12 protein-coding genes are annotated in these 12,721 nt (G+C 66.7%); 5 read left to right on the top strand and 7 right to left on the bottom strand.

The window, feature by feature from the left end; all coding sequences use genetic code 11:
• The 4 genes from kdpC to kdpF are packed head-to-tail and all read right to left on the bottom strand — an operon-like array spanning window position 1 to window position 4,550.
• A complete protein-coding gene (gene kdpC, locus ASF54_RS07625; protein ID WP_055960587.1) occupies window positions 1-606 on the bottom strand; it encodes a potassium-transporting ATPase subunit KdpC in 606 nt (201 codons plus the stop codon).
• 24 nt (window positions 607-630) lie between these two features.
• Entirely contained in the window at window positions 631-2,781 is a 2,151-nt protein-coding gene (gene kdpB, locus ASF54_RS07630) for a potassium-transporting ATPase subunit KdpB (RefSeq protein ID WP_055960588.1), read from the bottom strand.
• A gap of 3 nt (window positions 2,782-2,784) precedes the next feature.
• Window positions 2,785-4,461: a potassium-transporting ATPase subunit KdpA gene (gene kdpA / locus ASF54_RS07635; RefSeq protein ID WP_055960590.1), complete on the bottom strand. Its 1,677-nt coding sequence runs from the start codon at window positions 4,459-4,461 to the stop codon at window positions 2,785-2,787.
• Window positions 4,461-4,550 (bottom strand): K(+)-transporting ATPase subunit F, encoded by a 90-nt coding sequence (gene kdpF / locus ASF54_RS16380; protein WP_123941179.1) that lies wholly within the window; start codon window positions 4,548-4,550, stop codon window positions 4,461-4,463. Before kdpF ends, kdpA begins: the two co-directional genes overlap by 1 nt.
• A 533-nt stretch (window positions 4,551-5,083) precedes the next feature.
• Here kdpF and ASF54_RS07640 point away from each other — a divergent pair.
• Window positions 5,084-5,623 carry an RNA polymerase sigma factor gene (locus tag ASF54_RS07640; protein ID WP_055960593.1) on the top strand — a complete coding sequence of 180 codons (540 nt, stop codon included), beginning with the start codon at window positions 5,084-5,086 and terminating at the stop codon, window positions 5,621-5,623.
• Window positions 5,613-6,380, top strand: coding sequence for a hypothetical protein (locus tag ASF54_RS07645; protein WP_055960596.1), 768 nt, complete (start codon window positions 5,613-5,615; stop codon window positions 6,378-6,380). Before ASF54_RS07640 ends, ASF54_RS07645 begins: the two co-directional genes overlap by 11 nt.
• Before the next feature lie 65 nt (window positions 6,381-6,445).
• Here ASF54_RS07645 and ASF54_RS07650 read toward each other — a convergent pair whose 3' ends face one another.
• Both ASF54_RS07650 and ASF54_RS07655 read right to left on the bottom strand, forming a co-directional pair.
• Window positions 6,446-7,513 carry an amidohydrolase family protein gene (locus tag ASF54_RS07650; protein WP_326934331.1) on the bottom strand — a complete coding sequence of 356 codons (1,068 nt, stop codon included), beginning with the start codon at window positions 7,511-7,513 and terminating at the stop codon, window positions 6,446-6,448.
• Window positions 7,514-7,553: 40 nt separating this feature from the next.
• Window positions 7,554-8,753: a hypothetical protein gene (locus ASF54_RS07655; protein WP_157510065.1), complete on the bottom strand. Its 1,200-nt coding sequence runs from the start codon at window positions 8,751-8,753 to the stop codon at window positions 7,554-7,556.
• An 87-nt stretch (window positions 8,754-8,840) separates the two neighbouring features.
• On the opposite strand from ASF54_RS07655, the gene ASF54_RS07660 reads away from it, so the two are divergent.
• Complete coding sequence (locus ASF54_RS07660; protein ID WP_162237109.1) at window positions 8,841-9,449, top strand: TetR/AcrR family transcriptional regulator; 609 nt, start codon at window positions 8,841-8,843, stop codon at window positions 9,447-9,449.
• A 21-nt stretch (window positions 9,450-9,470) separates the two neighbouring features.
• On the opposite strand, the gene ASF54_RS07665 is transcribed toward ASF54_RS07660, so the two are convergent.
• Window positions 9,471-10,136 (bottom strand): SDR family NAD(P)-dependent oxidoreductase, encoded by a 666-nt coding sequence (locus ASF54_RS07665; RefSeq protein WP_055960604.1) that lies wholly within the window; start codon window positions 10,134-10,136, stop codon window positions 9,471-9,473.
• A 116-nt stretch (window positions 10,137-10,252) separates the two neighbouring features.
• Here ASF54_RS07665 and ASF54_RS07670 point away from each other — a divergent pair, with 116 nt between their 5' ends.
• Together ASF54_RS07670 and ASF54_RS07675 are read left to right on the top strand one after the other, a co-directional pair.
• Entirely contained in the window at window positions 10,253-10,822 is a 570-nt protein-coding gene (locus ASF54_RS07670; protein ID WP_055960606.1) for a TetR/AcrR family transcriptional regulator, read from the top strand.
• Window positions 10,823-11,029: 207 nt separating this feature from the next.
• A complete protein-coding gene (locus ASF54_RS07675) occupies window positions 11,030-12,514 on the top strand; it encodes a hypothetical protein (RefSeq protein ID WP_055960608.1) in 1,485 nt (494 codons plus the stop codon).
• Window positions 12,515-12,721 lie beyond the last annotated feature (207 nt).

The following is a 12,721-nucleotide window of genomic DNA, read 5'->3' on the forward strand; positions in this document are numbered from 1 at the left end:
CTAGCCTTTCAGCCCGGCGAGCGCGACGTTCAACCGAAGCACGTTGACCGTCTTCTCGCCGAGGTAGCCTGCGTCGCGGTTCTGGATCATCGACTCGACGAGCGCGCGGACCTTCGTGACCGGGAGGTCGCGCACCGCGGCGATCCGGTCGACCTGCAGCAGCGCGTAGGCCGGGCTGATGTGCGGGTCGAGCCCCGATCCGGAGGCCGTCACCGCGTCGGCGGGCACGCTCGAGGCGGGCACGTCGTTCTCTGTGGCGATGGCGGCCTTGCGCTCCTTGACAGCGGCGATGAGGTCGTCGTTCTCGGGGCCGTAGTTGCTGAAGCTCGACGCGGTGGCGTCGTAGCCGTCGCCGGCGGCCGAGGGGCGCGACTGGAACCACTCCGGCAGAGCGTTCCCCTTCTTATCAGTGAAGCTCTGGCCGATGAGAGCGGAGCCGACGACATCGCCGTCGACCTTCACGACGGAGCCGTTGGACTGAGCGGGGGCAACGAGCTGCCCCACGCCGGTAATGACTGCGGTGTAGGCGACTCCGAGCACGATCGTGAAGACGATCATCGCGCGGATGGCCACCCAGTACTGGCGGGCGAGTGTGCGGGTGTTCATGATTCTTCCTTTCCAGTACGAGGGCTAGAAGCCCGGGAGGAGCGAGACGACGAGGTCGATGATCTTGATGCCGATGAACGGCGCGATGATGCCGCCGACCCCGTAGACCAGGATGTTGCGGTTCAGGATCGCCGAGGCCGAGGCGGCCCGGTACTTGACGCCGCGCAGTGCCAGGGGGATCAGGATCACGATGATGATCGCGTTGAAGACGATCGCCGACAGGATGGCCGACGCCGGCGAGTGCAGCTGCATGATGTTGAGCAGCCCGAGCCCCGGGAAGATCCCGGCGAACATCGCGGGGATGATCGCGAAGTACTTCGCCACGTCGTTCGCGATCGAGAACGTCGTGAGCGCGCCCCGCGTGATGAGCAGCTGCTTGCCGATGCGCACGATGTCGATGAGCTTCGTCGGGTCGGAGTCGAGGTCGACCATGTTGCCGGCCTCCTTCGCGGCCGAGGTGCCCGTGTTCATCGCCACTCCGACATCGGCCTGAGCGAGCGCGGGGGCGTCGTTGGTGCCGTCACCCGTCATCGCGACGAGGTTGCCGCCCTCCTGCTCGCGACGGATCAGGGCGAGCTTGTCTTCCGGCGTGGCCTCGGCGAGGAAGTCGTCGACCCCGGCCTCGGCGGCGATCGCCTTGGCGGTCAGCGGGTTGTCGCCGGTGATCATCACGGTCCGGATTCCCATGGTGCGGAGCTCGGCGAACCGCTCCGCCAGACCCGTTTTGACGACGTCCTTCAGGTAGACGACCCCGAGGATCCTTCCGCTCCCGTTCGCGGCGCGGGTTGCGACGACGAGGGGCGTGCCTCCGGCGTTCGACACGGCCTCGATCGAGGTGTCCAGTGCGTGGCGCTCGACCGCCGCGAGCGACGTGCCGTCTTCGATCCAGGCGATCACCATGCCGCCGGCACCCTTGCGGATCTGCGAGCCGTCGGGCAGGTCGAGACCCGACATGCGGGTCTGCGCGGTGAAGGGCACGATGTCGCCGGCGACGCTCTCGGCACGGACGTAGCCGAGCGTGACGGCGAGATCGACGATCGACTTGCCCTCGGGTGTCGGGTCGCTGAGCGACGACGTCGCGGCGGCCTCGACCAGCTCGTTCACGGCGACGCCCTCCATAGGCAGGAACTCGGCCGCCTGACGGTTGCCATAGGTGATTGTTCCGGTCTTGTCGAGCAGCAGCGTCGTCACGTCGCCGGCCGCCTCGACCGCGCGCCCCGACATGGCGAGCACGTTGCGCTGCACCAGGCGGTCCATGCCGGCGATGCCGATGGCGCTCAGCAGCGCGCCGATGGTGGTCGGGATGAGGCAGACGAGCAGGGCGATGAGCACCGGGATCGACACGGCCGCGTTCGAGTACGAGGCGATCGGGTTGAGAGCCAGGCAGACGACGACGAAGACGATCGAGAGCGACGCGAGCAAGATGTTGAGCGCGATCTCGTTCGGGGTCTTCTGACGCGACGCGCCCTCGACGAGGCGGATCATCCGGTCGACGAAGGTCTCGCCGGGCTTCGACGTGATGGTCACGACGATGCGGTCCGACAGCACCCGGGTGCCGCCGGTGACGGCGCTGCGGTCGCCGCCCGACTCGCGGATGACGGGGGCCGACTCGCCGGTGATCGCCGACTCGTCGACGCTCGCGATGCCCCAGACGATGTCACCGTCACCGGGGATCAGCTCACCGGCCGTGACCACGACGGTGTCGCCGAGCGTGAGGTCGGCCGACGACACCGACGAGAGCGTCGCGCTCTCGGCTGCGGCGTCGGCGGCCGCGTCGTACGAGTCGACGCGGTTCGCCGTCGTGCTGGTGCGCGTCTTGCGGAGGCTCTCGGCCTGCGCCTTGCCGCGGCCCTCGGCGACCGACTCGGCGAGGTTCGCGAAGACGACCGTGAGCCAGAGCCACACAGCGATGGCCCAGGTGAAGGATCCGGGCACGGTCGATCCTCCGGACGTGCCGGCCCCGCCCGTGAACGGCTGCGCGATCGCCAGAATCGTCGTGTAGGCCGCGCCGATCTCGACGAGGAACATGACCGGGTTGTGCCACATCTCGCGCGGGTCGAGCTTCTTGAATGCGCCGGGAAGAGCCTCGACGAGCTGCGCGCCGGAGAAGGCGCCCTTCTTCGTCGCGGTGGGCGCGGGATCCTCGTCCGTGCGGTGTTCGGTGATGGTGGACATGCGTTACTTCAGCCCTTCAGCGAGCGGGCCCAGTGCGAGCACCGGGAAGTAGGTGAGTGCGGTCACGATGACGGACACCCCGATCAGGAGGCCGACGAACTGCGGCCGGTGCGTGGGCAGGGTGCCGGCGGTGGCGGGCACCTTGTCTTGGGCGGCGAGCGAGCCGGCGAGTGCCAGCACGAAAACCATCGGCAAGAAGCGGCCGAGCAGCATGGCGATGCCGAGGGCCGTGTTCATCCAGGGGGTGTTCGCCGTGATGCCGGCGAAGGCGGAGCCGTTGTTGTTGGCCGCGCTGGTGAAGGCGTAGAGCACCTCGGTGAAGCCGTGGAGGCCGGGGTTCCAGATCGAGACCTTCTCCACGTTGTCGCGGATCGCGGGGATCGCGAAGCTCAGTGCCGTTCCGGTGAGAACCAGGGCCGGGGTGATCAGGATGTAGATCGAGGCGAGCTTGATCTCGCGCGGCCCGATCTTCTTGCCGAGGTACTCGGGGGTGCGGCCGACCAGCAGGCCGGCAATGAACACCGTGATGATCGCGAGCACGAGCATGCCGTAGAGGCCCGACCCGGTTCCGCCGGGCGAGATCTCGCCGAGCATCATGTTCAGGAGCGCCATCATGCCGCCGAGCGAGGTGAACGAGTCGTGGGCCGAGTTGACGGCTCCCGTCGAGGTCGACGTCGACGTGGTGGCGAACAGGGTGGAACCCCAGATGCCGAAGCGGTCCTCTTTGCCCTCCATCGCGCCTCCGGCGAGACGGGTCGCGGTGCCGGCGCCGTTCAGCTCGAACCAGGTCATGGCGGCGAGCGAGGCGGCGTAGATCGCACCCATCACGGCGGCGATCGCGTAGCCCTGACGGACGTCGCCGACCATCTTGCCGAAGGTGCGCGGCAGCGAGAACGGGATGATGAGCATCAGCACGATCTCGAACAGGTTGGTCCAGGCCGTCGGGTTCTCGAACGGGTGCGCCGAGTTGACGTTGTAGAAGCCGCCGCCGTTCGTGCCGAGCTCCTTGATCGCCTCCTGCGAGGCGACCGGTCCGCCCGGAATCGCGGCCGAACCGCCGGTGAGAGTCGTGATGTTCTCGAAGCCGTTGAAGTTCTGGATGACGCCGGCGATGATCAACACGACTGCGGCGAAGATCGCGCCGGGCAGCAGGAGGCGGGTGATACCGCGCGTCAGGTCGACCCAGAAGTTGCCGAGCGTGCCGCTCTTGATGCGGGCGAGACCGCGGATCAGGGCGACCGCGACCGCGATGCCGACAGCCGCCGACACGAAGTTCTGCACGACGAGGCCGCCGAGCTGGACGGCGTACCCGAGGGTGACGTCGGGGCTGTACGACTGCCAGTTCGTGTTCGTGACGAACGAGACGGCCGTGTTGAAGGCGAGGCCCTGCGGCACGGCGGGGAAGCCCAGCGAGTAGGGCAGGATCTCTTGGATCCGCTGGATGACGTAGACGAAGAAGACGCCGACGACGGAGAAGATGAGGACCCCGCGGAGGTAGGCCCGCCACGTCTGCTCGGATGCCGAGTCGACGCCGATGAGGCGGTAGAAGCCGCGCTCGATCTTCCAGTTGTTCTTGGTCGTGTAGATCCAGGCCATGTAGTCGCCGACCGGGCGGTGGAGCACCGCGAGGATCACGACGAGCGTCAGGATGGTGAGGAGCCCCGAAACGGTGCTGGTCATCAGAAGCGCTCCGGTTTCACGAGCGCGTAGACCAGGTACACGAGAGCGGCCACGGCCAGGACGGCCGCAATGACGTTGAAGACGATCACAGCTTCTCCACACCCCTCGCAACGAGGGCGACGACCGCGAAGACGGCAATCACGACGGCTATGTAGACGATGTCGAGCACTACAACTCCAACCGGAGACGAACGGGCGAGACCCCGATCGGGGCCCGATGCCCCCGAGGGGCACAGCAGGTCAGTAGATACCCGCCGCGCGCTCCCGCCGGCCGTCCTAACGACATCCCTACGCCGGGGCCTCGTTCCCTAACGGACTCCTAACGCCCGCGTCGCTTCATGCCTCCCGACGCGCGAGACTCCAGTAGTTGCTGATCGCGCCGCGGCGGATCAGCATCTACTGGAGTCTCGCCGGTGAGCCCTCTGGCAGCTGGCTGTAACCCCAACGGCACCGGGCGACTCGCGCGGAGGCATCGTCGACCCCGTAGTGGGCGCAGAGCCACCCGAAGGCCAGCAGAAAGCTCAGACCATCGAGAGGGTTGCCCTGTCCCCTTCAACTAATTCGGCCGCACTTGTGAGGTTGTGCCCGCTACCGGACACTCCTCTAGTGAAGGGGGTGCTGGAATGAATCCGATCACGGAAAGCGATACCAATCTCGCACTGCGAGTGGCGCTTCGCGATAAAGACGCGCTGGCTGAGGTCATCGACCGTCACGCAGCGACACTGACGAGATACGCCTGGGCCATTGCATCGAGCCGCCAGGACGTCGAAGAGATCGTCCAAGACACGTTCATCACGCTGTGGTCCAAGGCCGGATCGTTTCAATTGGCCCACGAGTCACTGCTCCCGTGGCTGCTTGTCGTCTGTCGGAACCATTCACTCAACAGCGTGCGGAAGGCTGCCCGCAGCCGCGTCGATGCGCTGCCCGACGAGTTGCCGATACGGGAGGACGAAGCCCTCGCCAGAGAGCGGCTCCGTTGGGTCCGCGACGAAATCGACACTCTCGCCCCCATCGACAAGCGAGTCTGCGAACTCTGCCTGCTCGAAGGCCGCTCGTACGCGGAGGCTGCCGAGATGCTCGGCCTCAGTGTCGGGGCCATTACCCAGCGCGTACTGCGCTCTCGAAATCGACTCAAGAAGGCGGTGACTCCCGATGGATACTGAACCTCCTACCGGCGACGACCTCGCGAAGATGATCGTCACGATCAAAGAGAACACCCTCCGCGGCGCAGTCGTGGAACCACCCCGAAGCCCGCGTTTCCGCTTCGGACTGATCGTCGGAATCGTGGCCGTACTCGCTGTGGGCACGGCGAGCAGTGCGGTCGCGCTAGGCCTCGTGCCGCATCCCTTCGCCGCCCCGGCGCCCGCCGTGGCACCGACTCCATCGACTGTGCCGAAGACCACGCCGACTCCCACCGTGACCGCGTCTCCGCCCGCGCCGGCCACCTCGGAGCCGACACCCGCACTCACCGTGCCCCAGACCTGCGACACAGTCGTGGCAGCGGCCGACGCCACCCGGCTCTTCGGTTCGACACCCGTCACGCAATTGCGACCGGTACCCTCGGGCGCGACGGCCCAGCCGGTACCGACGCGGCAGGACTTCGATGCCGCAGTCATCGGGACCCCTGCGCTGTACTGCATCTGGAAAGACCCACTGTCAGACATTTCCGGCCTCACGGTCGCGATGGGCACGAAGTCGTCGTCTACGTTGGCTTCTTTCATGACGCAGCTCGCCGTATCGGGATACACCTGCACGGACGCGCATGGCGGTCGATCATGTCAACAGGTGACACCGGTCAAGGAGTACCCCGTCGACACCACCTCGACGTTCTTCGCTCTCGGCGGCACCTGGATCCTGGTCGTCCAGACAAACTTCCCCACGACCGACCTGCTCGGCGCTGTCACCGACAACCTCGAGTAAGGCCTTCGAGGGTGCGAAGGCTTCTGGTTCATGGCTATCCGTGTATGCGCCTCAACGATCTGCCCTCATTTGGCCAAGCGGGGAAAGAGTTGCTCGGCGGCGGAGCGGTGCACCTCGCCCAGCCGCTCCGAGCCTGGGCCGTTGTAAGTGTCGAGGAAGTGGTCGAAGCGGGCGCTCCACGTGGGGTCTGCGTAGGGGAAGTCGCTGCCGTAGAGGACATGGCCCGGTTCCGCGAACGCTAGGAGCGCCGGCAAGGAAGCGGGGGTTGCGGACAGGGCGGTGTCGAAATAGAACTTCCGCAGGCCCGCCTGGATGCTCTCCGGAGTGGTGCCGGGGTTGAACATCGCGGCGGCGCTGAATCGTTCCGCTGCGTACGGGAGGAAGCCGCCAGCGTGCGAGAGGATCACGCGGAGATTGGGGTGCCGATCGAACACCCCGTGGGCGACGAGGTCCACGGCAGTGCGGGTGGTGTCGAATGGAAAGTCGACCAGGGCAGTGGGCAGGCCGGGGAGCTGCGCCATGTGGGGAGCGGTGGGATGCACGAAGACGACGGCCGAGCGTGCGGCGAGTTCCGTCCACAGTGGTTCGTAGGCGGGATCGCCAAGGTAGCGACCGTGGGCGTTCGAGAGGAGGAGCACGCCGTCGGCGTGTAGTTCGTCGAGTGCTCGCACGGCTTCGGCGACTGCACCGTCGAAATCCGGGAGCGGCAGCACGGCGAAGTGCCCGAATCGGCCCGGGTGTTCCTTGACCAACTCGGCCTGGTAGTCGTTCAGGTCGCGGGCGAGCTCGCGGGCCGCGGCGTCGTCGCCGAAGTGCACACCCGGTGCGCTGATCGACAGAATCCCGGTCTCGATTCCTGCCTCGTCCATCATCGTGATCGCCCCTCGGGGATCCCATTCGGGCATGAGCCAGCCACCGATCGCCCGGGGGCCCTGCCTGGGAGCCGTCCCGCCACTGGTGTCCCACGGGTTCCATTGCGCGGACCCGCCTTCAACGGCCTCCGCCCCGGCCCCGGTGGTAGTCCTCATTGCCTGATCCCCTGCCGCTGCTAAAGCCTCGAAGTAGCGGGGCGGAAGCAGGTGCTGGTGAACGTCGATTTTGCCTGGCATTGTGTCAACCTCCGGTTGCGTCATTACTGCTGTCTCTAGGGGTGAAGAGGGGTTGCCTTGCAGGTCACCGGGTGACCTCGGCGGGCTTGTCGAGTGCTGCTTGTTCGGGGTGAGAGGCCGGTGACGCTGTGGCTTGCAGGTAGTCCGCGCTGGGGTGGTCGGCGCTGGGGTGGTCGCCGCCCCTCAGCTGAGCGGCGGCTTCTCTTCGGTTGCGGATGAGCATTGCGATCAGGGTCATCAGGATGCCGGCCACGGCCCAGATCGCCAGCCGGATGATCGGGCCGGAAATGGCGGCACCGTCGAAGTACTGAACCGAGCGCAGAAGGTCGAGGGAGTCCCCCTGTGGGAACACGTAGTACAGGGCCTGGAAGAAGTCGTTGAGAAGGTGGATTCCGAGGGGCCCGCCAGAAGACGTGTTGCCGAGGATCACCAGGGCGAGCGTCGTGAGGAGCGCTGCAATAGTTCCACCGAGCGCGGCGACACCGGTCACGGCTCCCCCGATGGCCATCCCGGTGAGCCAAAGGACAGCGAACACGGCACCCGGATTCACGGTCACCGCACCGAGGGCGGCATCGATCCACAGGGTGATCAACCCGGCAAGGGCTCCTGTGTAGAGGACGAGAACGATGCTGCGTTCGACGAACTTCGTCGAGGTGTCGACCGTTCCGAGGATGCGGCCGAAGACCGTCGCACCAAGCGCCGCGCCGAGTCCGGCGAAGAGGATCGCGTAGAACTCAATGGATCCGACGGGGTCTTTCTGTGGGAGCGGTGCAAGGTCGGTCGTCGTGCTGGTGGCCTTCAATCGCTGAGCGATCGAGCCGCCGATGCCGGAGACCGCCTGACCGAGGCCGCGACCCGCGCCACTGGCAATGTAGGTGGTGACGACGGCGTTCTTTCCGGCTGTGGGAAGGACGACAGCGCCGTCCACCTCCCGATCGAGCACGGCGGCTCGCGCCTTCGCCTCGGACGACACGACCGTGAGATCGAGTGACCCCTGCTGCTCCAGAGCCACGATCGTTTCCGCATTGCCGGCGACGGCGAGGTGCACATTGTTGGGTGTCGGATTTCCGAAAGCGCTCGAGTAGCTGGTCAGCATCGCCATAGCGAAAAGCAGGATCCCGATGGCCCCCAGGATCAAGTTGCGGTAGCGGTGCTGGGATCCCGGCCCCTCGGACGTCAGCGCGCCGCCTGCCACCGCTGCCTCAAACTCCGGATGCTGCGGAGTGTCTTCCCGTCGTGGTGCTGACCCGGTTACGTGCGTCATGTTGTCCTTTACAATCGTCCAGTAGTGGACAAATGTACACCAGGCGCCGGGGTCTGACAAGATGGAGCCATGTCGCAAGGAATGAGCATGGCGCCGCCAGCGGGATCCCGGGTGGATCCGCGAGTCACCCGGACCCGCGCGGCCCTCATCCGGGCTTTGACGACACTGGTATCAGACTCTCCGAAGGGCGAGGCGATCTCGATGAGCGCGGTCGCGCAGCGGTCCGGCTTGAGCCGACAGGCATTGCACAACCACTACAGCAACGTGGGCGACCTCGCGACGGACGTATGGATCAGTCGACTCCTCGAGAGTCAGCTGCCCGTAGAAGAGAGTGCAGCGAATCTCGAGCAAGCACTCACGGTTGCCGTTCGGGAGCGCGGAATCGAGCCCCTGCTCGCCGCCGGGCGGGCGAATCGCGAGTTCTTTGACAAGCTTCGGGCCATTCCGCGCGGCGAGCGTGTCGCCGAGGTCCTTGCGGCCGCTGTCACCACCTGGCTGACCGACTCGGATCACGACCACTCGCGACCCGGAATAACACTGACGGATGACGCCCGGACCTTCGCGATCGGCGGCATGGTGGCGCTCGTCTCGACGTGGCAGATGGCGGAGAACCCGCCAAGCACGGCGCAGCAGGTCACCGCGCTCCGGATGTTTGCCGCCGCCGCGGCCGCCGCAGGGGTCCCGCCCGAAGCGTGAAGCCCCGGACGGGAACCACCGTCAGGCGTCGTAGGCGACGTAATGCAGTTCGGCGTCCTTCCGCTCCTCGTAGAGCTTGACGTAGGACTGCGCGATGACATCAGGCTCGGCGTCCGGGCGACCGCCGCCGATGAGAGCGGTGATCGCGACGAAGCCGACGTACACCCCCTTGTCAGCCAGGGCCTTATTGAGGTTCAGCGTCCAGTTCCGGAGTCCGGCCGCGGCGATGTTCACGTTCCCGCGAACCGGTGTCTGGGACAGCGCCCCGCCACCCGTCGTTACGAGAACAGTTCCGGCACCGGCTGCGATCATCTCCGGCAACACGGCCCCGATAGCGGTGACCGCACCGCCCACGTAGAAATCAATCTGCGGTTGCAGATTGTCCATCGTCACATCCAGCGCATCGACCGATTCAAGAGTGTGATCTGCCGGCGAGAACTCGAGGACGTCGATAGGACCCAGCGCCGCCCGAATCGACTCGATCGCATTCGTGATCGTGTCGGGCTCGCGGACATCCGCGGTAAACCCACGAGCTCGGATGCCCTCGCCACCAAGGATCTCCGCAAGTGCGTCGAGCTTGGACTGGTCGCGGGCGACGAGGGCCACGTCGAAGCCCTTTCGCCCGAAAGCGCGAGCGATTTCAAGACCCAGGCCGGGGCCGGCTCCGATGATGGTGATCAGGGGCATGATGCATCCTTCCGTGGCCCACCGCCGGGCCGGGCATTCTGGAGCGGTAAGTTGAGGTGACCCTCACGTGCGTTCAGAATATGTTGAGGCCACCCTCAATTTCTAGTGGAGTCGCTGTGAGTGCTACGCCGGGCCTGCGTCGAGACGCTCAGGCGAACCTCGACAAGCTTCGGGCGGCCGCCGTGTCGGTGTTCTCGCGGCGGGGACTGTCGGCACCTTTGGAAGACATCGCCCGGGAGGCCGGCGTCAGCATCGGCACGCTCTACAACCGTGTGGGATCCCGGGAGGAGCTCATCGACGCCGTCGTCCCGGCCATCGCTGGCGCGAAACTTCGGACGCTCCGGGAACGCACGCTGGCTCAGGGGTCTCCTCGGGCGCAGCTGGAGACTTTCATTGCAGAGATGATCGACCTGCAGCGCAGCGATCCGGCCATGAACGACGCGATGCTGCGGCGCTACCCCGACGCCGTCCTCCTCATCAACGCCTGCGAACGCTCCATGGCACTGGGGGCGGAACTCGTCGAGAACGCCCACGACGCCGGCGTGCTCTCGACGGACTTCACCCCCGAGGACCTCCTGACCGTGCTGTGGCTGGCTGCACTCGCCAGCCATGACCCTGCCGCGCCAGACGGATGGCGCCGCGTCGTCGACCGCAGCGTCTCCGCTGCCTGGATCGCGGAGGCCTAAGGTCTCGTTTCCGCTCCCCCAAGCAGATCACGGCACTACGTTCAGCACGATCTTGACCGCACGCACGTGCACCACCTGACCCCACGTCGCTCTTTCGAGAGCCCGAGGTGCAGACGCTGGCCGGGATCCGCAGGAGACATCTGGAGTCGGCGGCTTCTGCTCGCTGAGGTTCTGTCCGTTCGTGCCGCCGCGCGCTAGCGTCGGAGCATGGTCTTCGAGCGTCTGTTCCGTCGAGGAGGCAGCGAGCCGGTCCCTCCGGCCGCCGCCTCCCTGCCCGATTCCGAGTCCGCGCGGCTGATGCTCGCCAACCGGCCCGACACCGATTCCGAGGTGCTCGCGGCCTTAGCGGGCACCGGCGATTGGGCACTCCGACTCAATGTGGCCATGAACCCGGCCACGCCCGCGAGCATCGTGGAGTCGGCTCTCCGCGAGGGCACCCGCGACGAACGCTGGATCGCCGCGGGCAACCCCGCGGTCCCCGCCTCTGTCCTCGACGAATTCGCCCGTGGGCCGGAGACGGCCCTGCACCGGAGGATCGCGATGAACCCCGGTGCATCGGCTGCCGCTCTCGACTCGCTGAGCCGGCATCCGATCCTTGCCGTTGTCGAGGCCGTCGCGCGCCGCCATGACGTCCCGCCCGAGACGTTGGAGGCGCTCGGCCGGCATCCGTCGGAGCATATCCGCGAAGGGTCTGCCGCGTCTCGCATCGGACGGAGCCCGGAGTTCCTAGCGGGCCTCGCGAATGACCCCTCGTATGTCGTCCGAGCCACGGTCGCGTGGAACGGCGAGACCCCGCCCGAGGTCCTCGACCGGCTCGCCGACGACGAAGACTACAGCGTCGTGGCCGAGGCGCTCTCCAATCCGAGCACTCCGACGCACGCGCTGGCGCGAGTGGCGGAAGGCGGCTCCCGGTCGGCCCGTCAGCAGCTCGACCGGCGGAATCTCCTGGCGAAGCCCTGGGATCCGGACGACGCCGCTCTCGTTCTCGAACACGCCTACTCGCTCGCCACTCCTGCCGAGCGCCTCCGTCTCCTCGCGCGGAGTGAGGCTGTGAAGGTCAGAAAAGCGGTGGCCGTGAACGACAGCACGCCCGGCGACGTCCTACTGCTCCTCGCCCGCGATCCCGAACCCGACATCCGAGTCCAGGTCGGGTTCAATCCCCATGTGCCTGTCGAGGCCCTCGAGATCTTGGCGGCCGATCCCGACGTGGCCGTCCGTTCTGCTGTCACCCAACGGCGCCTCAGCACGACGCCTGCCCACGTGCTCAGGATCGTCGCCGAGATCGACTGGATCGAGCGCCGCGAGGAGGTGCGCCCGGCCGAGCTCTTGTCCGGCCTACAGTCGGCACCCGAATGCCCGCCGGACCTCGTCATGCCCCTGACCCGCATGATCTCGCTCCGGTCGAACGAGACCACGATGCCTCCCGACCAGGTCCGAGCGCTGCTACTCGAGCGGGCGATGGGCGAGGACGTCACGTTCGTCACGTCGGTGGCGATGGGCTTCGCCGTCAACCCGGCCCTCGCGCCCGAGGAGTGCGAACTCCTGGCGGCGAGTCCGCACGTCGAGATCCGTATGGCTCTCGCCGGCAATCGTGCGCTCCCGCCGTCGGTACTGGCGCGCCTGGCGGCCGATCCCGACAAGGACGTCGTCTGGTGTGCGCGGGAAGCGCAGCAGTCCGGGCTGTCGGCGTAACGGCGAAAGCGGCGCCTGCCCACCTCAGCCGCAGAGCAGTGGCGGGCAGTCCCGCCCGATTTAGGTCGTAGGCGAAGAGGCCGCGAGATTCAGGCAGCTGTGGGACATCCCATATCCCGAGGGTTTCAAGACAAGAACGTGGTGGGAGTTATTGCCCCGGTCTTCGTGCGATGCACCTTTCGCCTCAATCACGTCAGGATCGTGATT

Origin of the sequence: Frondihabitans sp. Leaf304, from assembly GCF_001423105.1 — a bacterium.
In the GTDB taxonomy this organism is placed as follows: Bacteria; Actinomycetota; Actinomycetes; order Actinomycetales; family Microbacteriaceae; genus Frondihabitans.